This is a genomic window from Variovorax paradoxus (assembly GCF_902712855.1).
Lineage (GTDB): Bacteria > Pseudomonadota > Gammaproteobacteria > Burkholderiales > Burkholderiaceae_C > Variovorax > Variovorax paradoxus_Q.
Window position 1 is genome coordinate 1,043,452 of the sequence record NZ_LR743508.1, and the last position, 16,556, is coordinate 1,060,007.

General features: G+C 68.9%; 13 protein-coding genes and 1 pseudogene. 9 read left to right on the plus strand and 5 right to left on the minus strand.

Features of this window, described 5'->3' with window-relative positions; genetic code table 11:
• The first annotated feature begins 144 nt into the window (after positions 1-144).
• Together AACL56_RS31460 and AACL56_RS31465 are read left to right on the plus strand one after the other, a co-directional pair.
• A complete protein-coding gene (locus tag AACL56_RS31460; protein ID WP_339094175.1) occupies positions 145-1,479 on the plus strand; it encodes an NUDIX hydrolase in 1,335 nt (444 codons plus the stop codon).
• Entirely contained in the window at positions 1,476-2,168 is a 693-nt protein-coding gene (locus tag AACL56_RS31465) for a nitroreductase (RefSeq protein WP_339094177.1), read from the plus strand. Before AACL56_RS31460 ends, AACL56_RS31465 begins: the two co-directional genes overlap by 4 nt.
• Before the next feature lie 19 nt (positions 2,169-2,187).
• Here AACL56_RS31465 and AACL56_RS31470 read toward each other — a convergent pair.
• Together AACL56_RS31470 and AACL56_RS31475 are read right to left on the minus strand one after the other, a co-directional pair.
• Positions 2,188-3,805: pseudogene (locus tag AACL56_RS31470) on the minus strand (MFS transporter).
• Positions 3,806-3,895: 90 nt separating this feature from the next.
• Positions 3,896-4,867 carry a Bug family tripartite tricarboxylate transporter substrate binding protein gene (locus AACL56_RS31475; protein WP_339094180.1) on the minus strand — a complete coding sequence of 324 codons (972 nt, stop codon included), beginning with the start codon at positions 4,865-4,867 and terminating at the stop codon, positions 3,896-3,898.
• 139 nt (positions 4,868-5,006) lie between these two features.
• Here AACL56_RS31475 and AACL56_RS31480 point away from each other — a divergent pair, with 139 nt between their 5' ends.
• Entirely contained in the window at positions 5,007-5,735 is a 729-nt protein-coding gene (locus AACL56_RS31480) for a FadR/GntR family transcriptional regulator (RefSeq protein ID WP_339094183.1), read from the plus strand.
• A gap of 37 nt (positions 5,736-5,772) precedes the next feature.
• Here AACL56_RS31480 and AACL56_RS31485 read toward each other — a convergent pair whose 3' ends face one another.
• Entirely contained in the window at positions 5,773-7,989 is a 2,217-nt protein-coding gene (locus AACL56_RS31485; protein ID WP_339094186.1) for an acyl-CoA dehydrogenase, read from the minus strand.
• 141 nt (positions 7,990-8,130) lie between these two features.
• Between AACL56_RS31485 and AACL56_RS31490 the strand changes: the two genes are divergently transcribed.
• From AACL56_RS31490 to AACL56_RS31510, 5 genes are all read left to right on the plus strand, one after another.
• Positions 8,131-9,000: a FadR/GntR family transcriptional regulator gene (locus AACL56_RS31490; protein WP_339094189.1), complete on the plus strand. Its 870-nt coding sequence runs from the start codon at positions 8,131-8,133 to the stop codon at positions 8,998-9,000.
• 157 nt (positions 9,001-9,157) lie between these two features.
• Positions 9,158-9,952 (plus strand): CoA-transferase subunit beta, encoded by a 795-nt coding sequence (locus tag AACL56_RS31495; protein WP_339094192.1) that lies wholly within the window; start codon positions 9,158-9,160, stop codon positions 9,950-9,952.
• Positions 9,953-9,964: 12 nt separating this feature from the next.
• Positions 9,965-10,855 carry a CoA transferase subunit A gene (locus tag AACL56_RS31500; protein ID WP_339094194.1) on the plus strand — a complete coding sequence of 297 codons (891 nt, stop codon included), beginning with the start codon at positions 9,965-9,967 and terminating at the stop codon, positions 10,853-10,855.
• A 10-nt stretch (positions 10,856-10,865) separates the two neighbouring features.
• Positions 10,866-12,074, plus strand: a complete 1,209-nt coding sequence (locus tag AACL56_RS31505; protein WP_339094196.1) for a CaiB/BaiF CoA transferase family protein — start codon at positions 10,866-10,868, stop codon at positions 12,072-12,074.
• 41 nt (positions 12,075-12,115) lie between these two features.
• Positions 12,116-13,123, plus strand: a complete 1,008-nt coding sequence (locus AACL56_RS31510) for a Bug family tripartite tricarboxylate transporter substrate binding protein (protein WP_339094198.1) — start codon at positions 12,116-12,118, stop codon at positions 13,121-13,123.
• Between the two features lie 39 nt (positions 13,124-13,162).
• Here AACL56_RS31510 and AACL56_RS31515 read toward each other — a convergent pair whose 3' ends face one another.
• Together AACL56_RS31515 and AACL56_RS31520 are read right to left on the minus strand one after the other, a co-directional pair.
• Positions 13,163-13,564: a Zn-ribbon domain-containing OB-fold protein gene (locus AACL56_RS31515; protein ID WP_339094200.1), complete on the minus strand. Its 402-nt coding sequence runs from the start codon at positions 13,562-13,564 to the stop codon at positions 13,163-13,165.
• Between the two features lie 3 nt (positions 13,565-13,567).
• Positions 13,568-14,737, minus strand: coding sequence for a thiolase domain-containing protein (locus tag AACL56_RS31520; RefSeq protein WP_339094202.1), 1,170 nt, complete (start codon positions 14,735-14,737; stop codon positions 13,568-13,570).
• A gap of 130 nt (positions 14,738-14,867) precedes the next feature.
• Here AACL56_RS31520 and AACL56_RS31525 point away from each other — a divergent pair, with 130 nt between their 5' ends.
• Positions 14,868-16,526 (plus strand): long-chain-fatty-acid--CoA ligase, encoded by a 1,659-nt coding sequence (locus tag AACL56_RS31525; RefSeq protein ID WP_339094204.1) that lies wholly within the window; start codon positions 14,868-14,870, stop codon positions 16,524-16,526.
• The last annotated feature ends 30 nt before the right edge of the window (positions 16,527-16,556 follow it).

A 16,556-nucleotide genomic window follows, 5' to 3' on the forward strand; every position in this document is an offset into this window, starting at 1 on the left:
TCCTTGATGGGGCGTGAGGGGTCGCGGACACAGAATGTGGTGTGTCCAATTTGGACAACCAGATTGGTAGGACCAATGCTAGTGCCGCGCCCTGCGCGCTGTAAAGCGATCTGCCCAATAACCTTTAGAATGGATCAACCATAGATGTCCATCACGACGACCACGACGACCACGCCGATGAACCAAGGAATGAAGATGCCGGCCGCAGCCGGCGTGCGGCCCGTTCGCACGGCTGCTTCGCTCATCGTGCTGCGAGACAACGCGGCGAGTGGCAGAGGGCTCGAGGTGCTCATGCTGCGCAGGGCCGAGAAGGAAGCCGACCAGAACAGCGGTGCGAGCGTGTTCCCCGGCGGCACGGTCGATGCGCACGACCCGGCCATGCACGCCTCGTGCTGCGGCCTCGACGACACGGCCGCGAGCCTGCGCCTGGCGGTGCCCGCCAACGGGCTCGACTACTACGTGGCCGCGGTGCGCGAGTGCTTCGAGGAATCGGGCCTGCTGTTCGCCTCCGATCCATCGGGCGCGCTGGTGGCGCTCGATGCCTTGTCCGCGACCGAACGCAGTGCGTTGCGGCATTCGGCCGAGCTGGGTTCCGACGCGCTGCTGCACATGTGCCGCGAGCGCGGCTGGCAGCTGGCCGTCGACCGCCTGCGCTACTTCAGCCATTGGCTCACGCCGCCCGGCATGCCGCGGCGCTTCGACACGCGCTTCTTCGTGGCTGTCGCGCCGCAGGCCCAGACCCCGAGCGCCGACACGCGCGAGACGGTCGAATGCATGTGGCTCACGCCGGCCGAGGCACTGAGCGAGACGCGTGCGCTGAAGCTGATGAACGTGACGCGCCGCATCCTCGAGCAGCTGCAGTCCTTCGGCTCGGCGCAGGCCTGCATGGACCATGCACAGGCGCTGAGCGCGGTGCCGATGATCATGCCGCGGGTGGCCACCGTCAAGGGCGGGCGCCATCCGGTGAACCCGTGGGAGCCGGCGTACGAGGAACTCGGGCGCATCGACCCCGACGGCCACGGGCAGGGCCATCATGAGCTGGAAGACGGGCTGGTGGTGCGGCTGTCCGCGCACGTCGTGCGCGTCACGACGGGTGCGCCGGCTGTGCGCAACAGCTACCTGGTGGGCGGTGGCGCGGGCAACGAGTGGGCCCTGATCGATCCCCCGCAGGACGACGGCGCGTTGGCCGTGGTGCGCGCGGCGGCGCCCGGCGAGATCCGCTGGACGCTCGTCACCGGCGCAAGCGACCCGGGTCAAGGTGCTGGCGACGTGCTCGACATTGGCGGACTGACGCTGAAGACCGTGCAGCTTGCAGGCGCGCGTTGTTTCCTGTTCGAACAGGAGCACACGCTCTTCAGCGGCAACGCGACGCGGGCGGACGTGGCCGCGCTTGCCGGCACCCTCGACTGGATCGCGCCTGCGCAAGGCTTCCTGCAGACGCGCGCCGAACCCATGCAACCCTTGCTCGAACCGACATGAACTCCTTTTCTCCGGACAGCGCGCTGGCCGCCGCTTTCGACTCGGTGCTTGATGCGCGCTACAGCTGCCGTGGCTATCTGCCGCAGGCCGTGCCGCGCGAAACGATCGACGCCATCCTGCGCGCGGCGCAGCGCACCGCCTCGTGGTGCAACTCGCAACCGTGGCAGGTGGCGGTGACCAGCCTGGAGGCCACCGAGCGGCTGCGCCAGGCCATGGCCACGCCCGAGGCCTCGGCCGACCCGTCGTTCGACATCGCACCGCCGGCCGAGTACCGCGGCGTGTACCGCGAGCGGCGGCGCGAATGCGGGTTCCAGCTGTATGACAGCGTGGGCATCGCGCATGGCGATCGCGAGGCCTCGGCGCGGCAGGCGCAGCTCAACTTCGGCTTCTTCGGTGCGCCGCACATGGCGCTCGTCACCACCGAGGCGGTGCTGGGCACCTACGGCGTGCTCGACTGCGGGGCTTATGTCAGCAACTTCATGCTGGCCGCAAGGGCACGTGGCGTTGCCAGCATCGCGCAGGCGGCCATCGCGTCGCGCGCGAAATTCCTGCACCGATGGTTCGACATTCCGGACGACCGCCAGGTGGTATGCGGCATCTCGTTCGGCTACGAGGACCCTGCGCACCCCGCGAACCGTTTCCGCACCACGCGCGCCGCCGTGGGCGAGGCGAGCCGCTGGGTTGACTGAGTGGAAGGCTCCCGCGAGTTCAGGGACTCAGTTCGGCCAGGTAGTGCCGCGTGACCACCGGCACGCCGGCCACCTGGAAGCTGCGCGCATTCGCCTCGAGCTCGTTGCTGGCCACCGTGGCGCGCGAACGCTGGCGCAGGTAGTCGGCCCATGAGGTGACGATGAAACGCTCGACATACCGGCTCGGGTCGCCCAGGTCGCGGTACACGCGCCAGAAGGTTGCGCCGTCGCGCCGGCGCGGCACGGCCAGCTGCTGGACCGCGTCGAGAAAGCGCCGCGCATCGGCCTCGCGGATGCAATACACGACCTCGACCGCCACCGGGCCGGCCTCGAACTCCGGCTCGGCGGGCAACGAGAGCTCGTCGCGGTGGTCGGCCAGCGTCACCTCGTCGTCGGCGCCCATGCGCAGCGGATAGGGCCGCGCCAGCGCGACGCTCGCCACCATGCATGCGGCGGACAGGCACAGCGCCGCGGGCAGCCCGATCAGGCTTGAGACCGCGCCCCACAGCGCCGAACCCAGCGCGAACGCGCCAAGCGAGCACAGCGTGTGCAGCGATGCCGCGCGCGCCCGCACCCACGGCGGGGCGCTGGTCTGAGTGGCGGCGTTGAAGGTCGACATCATCGTCATCCAGGCCGCGCCGCCGAGCACGAAGCTCAGATACACCAGCGGGCGCCAGGTCGACAGCGCGCCCACCAGCATCGCGCTCGCGAACACCAGGCAGCAGCAGGCGGCCAGGGTGTCGAGACCGAAGCGCGAGCGGATGCGGCCGACGAAGAAGCCCGCCGACACCGCGCCGGTGCCCAGGCAGGCCATCAGCAGGCCGTAGCCCGCAGCGCCCAGGTCGAGCCGCTGCTGCGCAATGACCGGCAGCAGCGCCCACAGCGCCGAACCCAGCCCGCTGAAGCCGGCCGTGCGCACGAGCTGCGAAGATGGCCGGGGAGTGGCGCGCATAGCGCAACGCGCTCAGCATGCCGCCCCACAGCCGTTCGACGGGCAGCTTGCCCGGCAGCGGCGGGCGCGGCGGCCAGCGGCGCGTGGCATGGCTCATGCCGATGGCGGTGAGCACCGCGATCACGAACACCGCGCTGGCACCCGTCAGTGCGAACACCAGGCCGGCCAGCGCGGGGCCGACGGCACGCGCGCCGTTGAAGGCCATGGACACCAGCGTGATGGCCTGGGGCAATTCCTTGCGATCGACCGTGTCGCTCACGGCCGAATTCCACGAGGGTGATTGCAGCGCGGTGCAGACGCCCAGCAGGAAGGTGAAGAACAGCAGCGTGCCCGGCCCGACCCAGCCGGCCAGCGCCAGCCCGGTGAGGACGAGCGCCGCGGTGGCATACACGCCCTGGATGCGCAGCATCAGCGTGCGGCGGTCGGTGGTGTCGGCCAGCACGCCGGCGGGCAGCGACAGCAGGAACATCGGCAGGAACGACGCGGTCTGCACCAGGGCCGCGAGAAACGAAGAGGCCGTGAGCTCGATCATCAGCCACGACGCCGCCATGTTCTGCATGGCGTTGCCCACGAAGAACAGGCTGCCGGCCGTCCACAGGCCGCGGAACGAGCGTTGCTCGAGCGGCCGCCAGATGGAGGGCGCACGGGCAGGAGCGGCTGGGGCAGCGGGATCGTGGTGGTTCAAGCGCGGGAGGTCCGTCGGCAGGCTGCGCGAATCATATCGACGCAGTGCGCCAAGCGCTTGTCGCGCCCGCGCCTCGCCTGCGTCCGGCGCTCAGACCTTGATGCGCCCCGTGGCCACCAGCTTCTGCGTGAGCGCGAGCTGCTCGGCCAGGAAGGCAGAGAGCCTGTCGGGGCCCCAGCCCGCCGGCTCGAAGCCCAGTTCGAGCAGCTTGGGGGCCACGTCGGGCAGCTTGACGATGCGTGCCATCTCGGCCGTGAGCTTGTCGATGATCGGCTTGGGCGTGCCCGCCGGCGCGAACAGTGCGCCGAAGCCCGGCATGTTCACCTCGGGAAAACCGGCCTCGGCGAAGGTGGGCACGTCGGGGTAGAGCGGAAAGCGCGTCGGGCTGGCTACCGCCAGCGCCCGGATCTTGCCGGGGTAGCGCGACACGCCGCCCAGCGAGACCACAGCCGTGTCGATCTGTCCGCCGATCAGGTCCTGCAGTGCCGGCGCCTCGCCCTTGTAGGGCACGTGCACGGTGTCGATGCCCGCCGCCATGTTGAGCAGCTCGCCCACGAAGTTGCCGCCCGAGCCGGGACCGTAGGACCCGTAGGAGATCTTGCCGGGCCTGCTTTTCGCCAGGTCGACGAGCTGCTTGAGCGTCTTCACGTTCAGCGACTCGCGCACGCCGATGGCGATGGGCGTGAGCGCCAGCATGCTGATGGGCGCCAGCTCCGACAGCTTGTAGGTCTGCGTGGGCTGCAGCACCAGGTTGCTGATCAGCGCGCTGTAGTTCACCAGCAGCGTGTAGCCGTCGGGCGGCGCCTTGGCCACCGTGGCCGCCGCGATGGCGCCGCTCGCGCCCGCCTTCGACTCGACGATGGCCGGCTGGCCCCAGGCCTCGGTGAGCTTCTGGCCGATGACCCGCATCATCGTGTCGTGCCCGCCGCCGGCGGGCGTGGGAATGACGAACTTGATGATGTTGCCGGGATATGCAGCGTCGGCCCAGGCGAACCGGGGCAGGGCGGCGGTGCCCGCCAGCGCGAGGCCGGTGGCAAGGGTGTGGCGGCGGGTCGGGTTCATCGGTTGTCTCCTGGGGTGTCTCAAATTATCATTGGTTGAACCATAACGAATGCATGGAGAATGGTCAATCAGCGCCGGCCCCGGGCCGGGCACACTAGCCGGTCCTGCGCATGTCCGTGAACCGAGGAAGAAAGAAGCCATGTCCGATACCACTCCTGTTTTCGCGCCCGTGCGCATGCGCCGCGCCTTCGAGGCCATCTGCGACCAGATCCGCCAGCAGGTGGCCGACGGGCTGCTGGCCGCGGGCGACCGGCTGCCCAGCGAGAAGGACCTGTCGGAGCAGTTCGGAGTGAGCCGCAGCGGCGTGCGCGAGGCGCTGCGCAGCCTCGAGATGGCGGGCATGGTCGAAGCGCTGACCGGCATCAACGGCGGCTTCTACATCAAGCAGTCGCACCCCGAAGGCATCACGCAGGCGGTGCGCGACATGGTGGCGCTCAAGCAGGTGCCGGTGTCGGACGTGACCGAGGCGCGCATCCTGCTGTGCGGCCTGGCCATCAAGCTGGCCTGCGAACGCGGCACCAACGAAGACTTTGCCGCCATCGAGGCCGACATCGACCGCTTCGCCGAACTGGTGAGGCAGGGCAAGCCGGTGCGCGACAGCGGGCTCATCACCGAGTTCTACCGGCTCATCGGCCGCGCGACCCACAACGAGGTGATCGTGATGCTGATCGATGCGCTCTCCGAAATCCTGCGCGGGCTCATCGCGCAACTGCAGACGCCGCACAGCAATGTGGTGCAGGTGCGGCGCAAGGTGCTGCGGCTGATGCGCGAGCGCGATGCGGAGAAGGCCAGCGCCGCGCTGGCCAAGCACCTGACTGCGCTGCACACGCTGCTGGAGGACATGGAACGCAAGAAGCCGGCGCGCTGAGCGCCCGCTTTCCGGTGGCCACGGCCTGCCGCGCCGCTCAGCGCGGCAGGCCGAGCCCGCGCTGGGCGATCAGCGTGCGCTGGATCTCGTTGGTGCCGATGCTGATCACCCACATCAGCGAATGCCGGAGGTTCTGCTCGATGCGCCCGCGCAGCAACGCGCCAGGGCTGCCTTCGGACAGCGTGCCCTGCATGCCGAGGATGTCGAGGGCCGTCTCGCCGAAGCGCTCCATCAATTCCCCCGAATAGACCTTGCTGGCGGCCGCGTCGTGCAGCGGCGTCTCACCCGCGTCCACGCGCTCGGCGCAGTGCATCATCATCTGGCGGCCGGCCTCGATCTGCGCGGCGAGCCCGGCGATGCGCTCGCGCACCAGCGCGTCGCGCCGCATCGGCTGGCCATTGAGGTCCGCATGGCGGATATGCTCGCACAGCAGTTCGAACGCATGCGCCACTTTCAGCACGATGCCGCCGCCGATGAATCCTCGTTCGGTGGCCAGTGCGCCCACCAGCACCTTCCAGCCGCCGTTGAGTTCGCCCACCATCGCTTCGGCCGGCACGCGTACGTTGTCGTAGAACACGTTGGCGAAACTGCCGCCGTACATCGTGGTCGAGGTCTTCACGGTGATGCCCGGCGTGTCCATCGGCACGATGAACAGGCTAAGCCCCGCATGCGGCGGGCTGGCGTCGGGATCGGTGCGCGTGGCCAGCAGCATGTACTCGCCCCAGTAGGTGGTGGTCCAGATCTTCTGGCCGTCGATCACGTAGTGGTCGCCGTCCCGCACGGCCCGCGTTCGCATCGAGGCGAGGTCGGAGCCGGCGTCGGGCTCGCTGTATCCCATGCCGTAGATGGCCTCGCCGCGCAGGATCTCCGGCAGGTAGCGGTCCTGCTGCGCTGGGGTGCCGTGCACCTGCAGCATGGCGGCTTGTACAGGTGCGCCCGCACGCGGCGCCTCGGCGCGCTCCATTTCCTCGATGAAGGCCAGTTGCTCGAAGGCGCCGCGCGCCTGGCCGCCGAAGCGCTTCGGCCAGCCCAGGCCGATCCAGCCGGTCTGGCCGAGCGCACGCGCGAAGTCGCGGTCGTACTCGCGCTGTGCGAAGTCCAGGCGCTCGTGCGCGGCCTTGCGCTCGCCCAGCCAGTTGGCCTGCAGCCAGGCGCGCACTTCCTCGCGGAATGCATTGCCCTGCGGGCCCAGGTCGTAGCGCGGCAGCGCCTTGGGCTCGTCGCCAAGGAAGTGGTCGGCCAGTTCTTCGTTCGCGCGCCGCACACCGCCATGACGCAGCACGTCGAGGTGCACCCGCTTGAAATGCCTCGGTGCCTCGTGCTCCTCGCTGTAGCCGATCGCGCCGAAAGTGTGCTGCGTTTCCAGCGCCACCTGCCGCAGCGTGGAGCCTGCCAATGAACAGGCCGCTGCGGCGAACACGCGCCAGTCGGCGGCACCGATGTCGTGTTGCCTCGCGGCGTTCGCCTGGGTGAGGCGCGCCCCCATCAGCGCGATCTGGTTGTCGGCCAGCTTGTGCTGGATCGCCTGGAAGCTGCCGATGAAGCGTCCGAACTGCTTGCGCTCGCCGGCATAGGCGACCGCCATCTCGAAGGCGCGCCCCGCAGCGCCGGTGGCGCGTGCGCACAGCGCGAGCTGCGCCAGCGTGCGCAGGTCCTGCAACGCCGCTTCGGATGTGCCCACCGCCGTGGCCGCGACGGCCGACAGCCCGACGCGGTACAGGCCCTCCGTGCCCATGGCCGGTGCCGCCTCGATGCGCACGCCGGGCGCGGCCATGTCGATCCATGCCAGCGCAGGACCGTCGGGCGTCGTCACTGCCACCGCCAGGTGCGTGGCGCTGCCCGCGCATTCGATGAACGCCAGCTCGCCATCGACCCGGCCGTCCGCGAAGGTGGCACTGCCTGCGCCGGGGTCGGCGTCGAATGCGCCGAGCGCGAGCACCACGCGTGAATCGGCTTCGGGCGCATGCCGGGCTGCGAGGTTCAGCAGGGCGACGTGGTGCACCGGCACCGGGCAGGCCGCGCGGCCCAGTTCCTCGGCCACGATGAGGATCTCGCGCAAACCGCCTTCGCCCGGATCGCTGCCCAAGGCCGTCAGCCCTTGCCCGGCCAGTTGCTGCCACGCGGCCTGCACGCGTCCGGGCTCGCGCGCCCATGCGACGGCGGTGGCCGCCGGCCAATGCCGGGCGAGGAACCCTCTCACCGAATCACGCAGCATGGCGCGCTCCTCGTCGCTGGGCAGGGGCTGCTGGGTCATGCGGTCTCCGTTCAGGGTATTTCAATGGTCCAACCATTTTAGTGTCGCCGGTGAATGAAAAGAAAGCCCCGGTGCCTGCGGATGCCGGGATTTATCATTGGCTCAAAGGTCCAACTTTTCATGTTTCGCAGGGAGATCCTCATGACCGCCAAAGACCATCAACCCACCGAGCCCGAGGCATCCGCTGCGCCGGTCGCCAAGTTCCAGGCCATCCGCTCCGCGCGCGCCTTCGAGGAAATCGCCCAGCAGATCCGCACCGAGCTCGCGCAGGGCCGGCTCAAGGTGGGCACGCGCCTGCCGTCGGAGCGTGCGCTGTCCGAGCAGTTCGGCGTGTCGCGCAACACGCTGCGCGAGGCGCTTCGCTCGCTGGAGCACGCCGGGCTCATCCGCCTGCAGAAGGGCGCCACCGGCGGTGCGTTCATCAGTGGGCGCAGCGGCGACGCCATCGCAACGGGCCTCATGGACATGTACCACATGGGTGCCATCCAGCCGGCGCACCTGACCGAGGCGCGCATCTGGCTCGAGTCGATCCTGGTGCGCGAAGCCTGCACGCGCGCCACGCCGGCCGACATCGAGGCCTTGAGCAACAACATCGACGCGGCCGAGGAGGCCATGCGCAAGGACGACTTTCCCGCGCGCGCCGCCACCAACCTGGAGTTCCACCGCATCCTCGCGCGCATGACGGGCAATCCGATCATGGTGATCGTGATGAACGGCGTGCTCAACGTGCTGGCCGAGTTCATCGGGCAGGTGGGCCACTACGACAACAACTACGTGCTGCCGTCGCGGCGCCGCTTCCTGAAGCACCTGGTGGCGCGCGATTCGGACGCGGCCGTGGCCGAGATGGAGTCGATCCTCAAGCGGCTGCAGCGCAGCTACCTGTCGAAGGTGGAAGGCGGCGCGGCCGACGAGGCGCCGGCGGCGCCCGCCTCTGCGAAGCCGCGCAGCAAGCCTGCCGCGAAGACGCCTGCCAAACCCGCAGCCAAGGCGACAGGCAAGACCTCGCGCTGACCTTTTCGCCGCCGCCCGCACACCGACCGCTCGCCGCAAGGCGCGCGGTCTTTTTTTGTCCGCCCCGAGGCGAACCCCGCTTGACAGTGCCGTGGTTGATTCCTAGCATTTAGCAATGGTTCAACCAAAAACAACCCTACCCGAGGCAAGCCGGACGATGCACGACGACGACAAGCCCTCCACCGGCGAGCTGCTCGCGGTGCTGCTGGCACGCGATTTCGAGGATGGCGAAAAAGTCATCATCGGCACCAACTCCGACATCCAGCTCGCCGCCTGCAACCTGGCGCGCGAGATGCAGGCCCCGCGCCTGTGGTGGATATCCGGCCCCGGCGGCATGGTCAATCCGCGCCGCGACCACCTGCTATCCACAGCCGACTCGGACAACATCGAGTCGGCCGAGGCGTGGATGGACCTGCCGAACATGATCGACTTCATCGACTGGAAGATCCACTTCTTCGATTTCGCGATCCTTTCCGCGTTGCAGGTCGACCGGTTCGGCAACATCAACACGGTGGTGGTCGGCAACCATGCGCGGCCCAAGGTCCGCGGGCCCGGAACGGTCGGCATCAGCGCGCTGTGCGGACTGGCGAAGCGCTTCTACGTGGCCCTCACCCGGCACGACAGGAGCGCCTTCGTGCCGCGTGTCGACTTTCTCTGCGGGCCGGGTCACATGGAAGGCGGCAACTCGCGCGAGGAAGCCGGCCTGCCTGCGGGTGGCCCGAAGCTCGTGGTGTCGCCGCTGGGCGTCTTCGACTTCGAGCCGGTCAGCAAGGCCATGCGCGTGCGCTCGGTGCACCCTGGCGTGACGCTCGATCAGATCCACGCGGCCACCGGCTTCGAGATGCGCGTGGACGGAACGCCGCCGGTCACCGCCATGCCCACCGCCGAGGAAATGCGGCTCCTGCGCACGCGCGTCGATACCCGCGGCACCCTTCGCCGCAAGTTCCCCTGACGAGATCTCCCCATGACCCAAAAAAGCAAGCTGGTCTCGCTCGACGAGGCCGTGTCCGTGGTGAAAGACGGCGACAGGATCGGCCTCGGCGGCTGGATCTTCAACGCCCAGCCGATGGCGCTCGTGCGCGCGCTGATCCGCAAGGGCGCGCGCAACCTCGATCTGGTGCCTGCACCCGGCTCCATCGCGCCCGACATGCTGATCGGCGCGGGCTGCGCGCGCAGCACCGCCTGCGTGTTCATCAGCTTCGAGCAGTTCGGGCTCGCGCCGCACTTCCGCCGCCGGGCCGAAGACGGCACGCTGAAGGTGTACGAGCTCGACGGCCCCGGCATCGCGGGCGGACTGCGCGCCGGCATCTGCGACATGCCGTGGACCGCGATTCCCGACCTGGGCACCGACCTCCCGCGCCACACACCCGAGCACTACTGGCCGCTTCCGTCGAAGCCCGGCGAGCGCAAGATGCTCGCGGCCGCAGCCATCAAGCCTGATGTGTGCCTGCTGCACGCACAGCAGGCGGACGAGCAAGGCAACGTGCAGTTCCTGTCCACGCCGTTCTTCGACGCGATGCTTGCGCAGGCGTCGCGGCACGTGATCGTGTCGGTCGACCGCATCGTGTCGAGCGACACCATCCGCCGATCGAACCATCTCACCAAGCTGCCGGGCGTGATGGTCGACGCGGTGGTGGAGGCGCCCTACGGCGCGCACCCGACCTCGTCGCCGTCGCTCTACCGCGCGGACGAGCGGCACCTGAAGGAGTACGTGAAGGCCAGCGCCAGCGAGGAATCCTTCGCGGCCTACCTGAAGCGCTACACGAGCGAGGCGGCTGCGCATGCCGACTACCTCGACGCGCTGGGCGGCGCGCGGCTGGCCGGGCTGGCCGTGTCCGAATCGAACCTCGCCTGAGGGGCGCACGATGACCAGCAGCAAGAACACCACGCCGGGAAGGCCCGGCATCCTCGACGGCGTCCGCGTTCTCGACTTCACCGCCATGATGTCGGGCCCCTATTGCACGCGCCTCATGGCGGACCTCGGCGCGGAAGTGATCAAGGTCGAGCCGCCCGAGGGCGACCATATCCGCATGCGGCCGCCGCGCCGCGACGGGCGCAGCACCTACTTCGCCCAGCTCAACGCGGGCAAGAAGAGCCTGTCGCTCGACCTGAAGAAGGCCGAGGCCATCGCGCTGGTGCGCGAGATGGTCGCGCAGTGCGACGTGCTGGTCGAGAACTACCGCCCCGGCGTGATGAAGCGGCTCGGGCTCGACTACGAGACGCTATCGGCACTGAACCCGAAGCTCGTCTACTGCTCGATCTCGGGCTTCGGGCAGGAAGGGGCCTGGTCGGGCCGCAGCGCCTACGCGCCGGTGCTGCATGCCGCCAGCGGCTACGACATGGCGAACCTCGACTACCAGGAAGGCGATGTCGAGCGGCCGCTGAAGAACGGCATCTTCGTGGCCGACGTGCTCGGCGGCTCGCTGGCATTCGGCGCGATCCAGAGCGCGCTGTTCCGCGCGGCACGCACCGGCGAGGGCGACCACGTCGACCTGTCGCTGATGGACGCCATGCTCGGCCTGCTGGTCTACGAGTGTCAGGAGGCACAGTTTCCCGCGGAGCGCAGGCGTCCGCTCTACCGCCCCACCAAGGCGAAAGACGGCTTCCTGCTGATCGCGCCCGTGAGCCAGAACAACTTCGAAGCGCTGGCACGCTGCACCGGCCACGCCGAATGGATCACCGACGAGCGCTTTCGCACCAGCCAGGAGCGCGAGCACCACTGGGGCGAACTGATGCAACTGCTCGACGACTGGGCCGCGTCGCGCACCGCCGCCGAATGCGAAGCCGCGATGAACGCCGCCGGCGTGCCCTGCTCGCGCTACTTCACCGTGCGCGAGGCGATGCAGCTGCCGCCGCTGGTGGAGCGCCAGGCCTTCCAGACCATCGACGACGGCTCGGGCGAGTTCCAGGTGCCCAACCCGGCCTTCCGCTTCAGCCGCACGGCCGCCCATGCGCGCGGCGGCGTGCCGGCGCTGGGCGGCGACGGCCCTGCGCTGCTCGGCGAGCTGCTGGGCCTGAGCGCGGACCGCATCGACGCATTGAGGGAAAGTCGCACGCTGCATGTGAACGGCTGAAGCCATCGCCTCACGGATTCGAGAACAAAAGGAGACAACACATGAAAGACAGGTTGAAGCGCCTCGTTCGCATGAAGACGAGGGCGCTGTGCGCGGCGCTGCTCGCAGCCGGTGCCATGGCGTTGCCGCACGCCGGCATCGCGCAGTCGTCGGGCTTTCCGAACAAGCCGATCACCATCGTCGTGCCGTATCCGCCGGGCGGCACCACGGACGTGCTCGCGCGCGTGCTGCAGGAGCCGATGCAGCGCTTCCTGAAGCAGCCCGTCATCATCGAGAACAAGGCCGGCGCCTCTGCCGTGCTCGGCACCAAGTTCGTGGCGAAGGCGCCTGCCAACGGCTACACGCTGCTGTTCCCGAACAACGGCCTGGTGATCTCGCCGCAGGTTTCGAAGGACGCCGACTACGCGCCGCTCAAGGACTTCGCGCCGGTCTCGCTCGTGTCGCTGCAGCCGATGATCCTGGTGGTCAACCCGACGGTTCCGGCGAAGTCGGTGCAGGAGCTGATCGACTACGCCAAGGCCAACCCGCGCAAGCTCGACTTCGCGACCGCCGGGCCCGCTTCTTTCGGCCACCTGGCCACCGAACTGTTCAGCCGCCGCGCCGGCATCGAGATGACGCACATTCCCTACAAGGGGCAGGCCCCGACCACGCAGGCCATCCTCACGGGCGAGTCGAAGGTGCTGCTGAGCACCAGTTCGTCGCAGATGAATGCCTTCATCAAGGACGGCAAGGTGCGCCTGCTGGGCGTGAGTTCGCTGCAGGCTTCGCCGCTCGCGCCCGGCGCGGCGCCCATCGCGAACACGCTGCCGGGCTTCAACCCCGAAGTGTGGTTCGGGCTGTTCGCGCCGGCCGGCACGCCGCGCGACGTGGTGGCGAAGCTGAACGAAGCCATCGTCAAGTCGCTGGCGCTGCCGGAGGTCAAGGAGAAGTTCGAGACCGCCGGTGCCGACGCCACCGGCAGCACGCCCGAGCAACTGGGTGCGCGCATCGCCGAGGAGTATGCGACGTGGACCTCGGTGATCCGAGACGCGAACATCAAGAGCGAATAGCCACCGCAGCCGCCGCGATCGGCGGCGGCCCTTTGCCGTCTACGCCGCCGGCACGAACATCGGGATCGCGAAGCCGCCTTCGGCGGGCTTGAAGCCCAGCTTCACGCGATCGCCGATGCGCAGCGCATCGAGGTCGCAGTCGACGATGTTGGTGAGCATCGTCACACCCTCGTCGAGCGTCACATAGGCGATGGCATACGGAACGGGGCCGGCGCGGCGCGTCACGCTCACGCTGTAGATCGAGCCCTTGCCCGAGGCATCGATCCATTCGGTGTCGCCCAGGCAGTAGGGGCACAAGGCGCGCGGATACCAGTGCACCCTGGCGCACGCCGTGCAGCGCTTGATGCGGAGCACGCCTTCCTTGGCGGCGTTCCAGAAGGGCTCGGTGGCGGTGTCGACGATGGGTGCGCCCAACGCGCGGTCCTGCGGGATCGTGGTCATTCTTCAGTTCCTTTCCATGATGAGGGTGGCGCTGCCGTGGCGCGAGCCCAGCAGCCCGCCCGTGCCCTGCGCGAGGGCAAGGCCGCAGTTGGGCACCTGCACCTTCGGATGCGCCTCGCCGCGCAGTTGCCGCACCGCCTCGATCACCTTCGTGATGCCGCCGCGGTTCGCCGGGTGGTTGTTGCACAGGCCGCCGCCGTCGGTGTTGAAGGGCAGCTTGCCGACGCCGGAGATCAGGTTGCCGTCCATCACGAACCTGCCGCCTTCGCCTTTCCTGCAGAAGCCCAGATCCTCGAGCTGCATCAGCACGGTGATGGTGAAGCTGTCGTAGATCGATGCGTACTGGATGTCGGCCGGCGTCACGCCCGCCTCGGCAAAGGCAATGGGGCCGGACACGGCCGCACCCGAATATGTGAGGTCGACCTGCCCGTTGGCCTGGCCCTTCACGGCTTCTCCTGCGCCCAGGACGTTGACCACCGGCCGCCCGAGCGAACGGGCGATCTCCGGCCGCACCACCAGCAGCGCGCCACCGCCGTCGCTGACCACACAGCAGTCGAGCTTGTGCAGAGGGTCGGAGATCATGGGCGAGGCCAGCACCTCCTCGACCGTGACCGGCTCGCGCAGCATCGCGTTCGGGTTGTGCTGCGCATGCGCGGCCGCTGCCACCTTGATCCAGGCGAGCTGCTCGCTGGTGGTGCCGAACTCGTGCATGTGGCGCGCCGCGGCCAGCGCGTACATGTTGACCGTGACGGGCGCGTAGGGCATTTCCCAGGGCACATCCGGCGTGGCCGCAGTCACGTTGCGCGGGCCCGTGCCGATGCCGCTCGCCTCGCTGCGCGGGCGGCCCGCCAGGGTGATGAGCGCGACATTGCACTTGCCCGCCGCGATGGCCTGCGCCGCGTGCGACACCTGCACCAGGTAGGCCGAGCCGCCGGTGTCCGTGGTGTCGACGTGGCGCACCTTGAGGCCGAGGTAGTCGACCATGCTGAGCGGTCCGAGGCCGGGCGCGTCGCCCGCGCAGAAATAGCCGTCGACGTCCTGCAGCGAGAGGCCTGCATCGGCCAGCGCACCGCGTGCGCATTCGGCGTGCAGCTGCGCGACCGTCTTGTCGGGCGCCTTGCGCGTGGGGTGTTCGAAAGCGCCCGCGATGCAGGCCCGCCGTTGAATGCTCATTCGGTTTGCTCCATGTTGACAGTGATTCGTCGCCATCATTATCATTGGTTCAACCAAAACAAATCAAGGCGTCAATCTGCCGCTGCGCTTCTCCCGTCGAGGAAGGCCAGAAGAACAAAGGACGACAAGTGTGACCCCGCATGAACTGAGCATCTGGCCGCGCGGCCTGCCTCGCGAGATCGACATCCCGCCCACCAACCTGTGCGCCAACCTGCTCGTGTCGGCCATGCGCTCGCCGCAGCGCGCGGTGCTCGTCGACGACTTCGGCAGCCTGGCCTACGCCGAGCTGGTCGAGCAGGTGGAGCGCATCGCGGCCTTCCTGCAGAACGAGCTCGGCGTGCGGCGCGGCGACCGCGTGCTGATCTGCCTGCCCAACGGGCGCGGCTGGATCGCCGCCTACTACGCGGTGCTGCGCCTCAACGCGGTGGTGGTGCCGGTGAACCCGATGAACAAGCGTGACGAACTCGTTCACTACCTGGCCGACACCGGCGCGGTGGCGGCCTTCTGCGGTTCGGACAACGTTGCCGAGCTGCTTGCGGTGCCCGGCGCGCAGCAGCTGCGCCGCGTGGTCATCGTGGGCAATCCGGGGCCTGCAGACGCACCGGCAGACGGCGTTGCGGAAAGCGCACCGGGGCCCGCGCGCACCATCGGCCTGCGGCGCGTGCTTGCGGCGGTGCCGGGTCCGCTCGCGCCGCTCGAGCACCTGCCCGATGCGCTCGCGCTCATCCTCTACAGCTCCGGCTCCACGGGCGCGCCCAAGGGCTGCATGCACACGCACCGCACGCTCAACGCCAGCACGGTGATCGTCGCGCACTGGATGGGCCTGGTGCCGCATTCGGTGCAACTGGTGGCGCTGCCTTACTTCCACATCACCGGCATGCAGAACCTGCTGAACGCGCCCGTCTACGGCGGCGGCACGCTGGTGCTGATGAAACGCTGGAACCGCGACGAGGCGGCCGCGCTCATCGCGCGCCACCAGGTGAGCCACTGGACCGCGATGCCGACCATGGTGATCGACTTTCTCGCAAGCCCGCGCCTGGCCGAGTACGACCTGCGCTCGGTGCGGCGCATCGGCGGAGGCGGTGCCGGCATGCCCGAGGCCGTGGGCGAGCGGCTGAAGGCGCTGACCGGCCTCGACTTCCTGGAGGGCTACGGTCTGTCCGAAACCGCGCATGTGTCGGGCAACCCGCCGGCCGCATTCAAGCGGCAATGCCTGGGCGTGCCGCTCTTCAACACCGATCTGCGTGTCGTCGATCCCGACACGCTGGCCGAGCTGCCGCCGGGCGAGGTGGGAGAGATCGTCATGGCCGGGCCGCAGGTGTTCACCGGCTACTGGCAGAACGAGGGCGCGACGCGCGCCGCCACGCTCGAGATCGACGGCAGGCGCTTCGTGCGCAGCGGCGACCTCGGCCGCCGCGACGACGAAGGCTACTTCTTCATCGTCGACCGGCTCAAGCGCATGGTGAATGCCTCGGGCTTCAAGGTGTGGCCTGCCGAGGTCGAGGCGATGCTGCACGAGCATCCTGCCATCGCCGAAGCCTGCGTGATCGCGGCCGTCGACGCCTACCGCGGCGAGACGGTCAAGGCCGTCGTGGTGCTGCGCGAAGGCCATGCCGCGCGCGTCCGTGAGGAGGACGTGATCGAGTGGGCGCGGCAGAAGATGGCCGCCTACAAGTACCCGCGGCTGGTCGAGTTCGTGGACGAGCTGCCCAAGTCCGCCACCGGAAAGATCGCCTGGCGCCAGCTGCAGGATGCCGAGCGCGCCAAGGCATTGCGCGCTGCGGCTTGATTGTTCTGCCCACACCAAATATCATTGGTT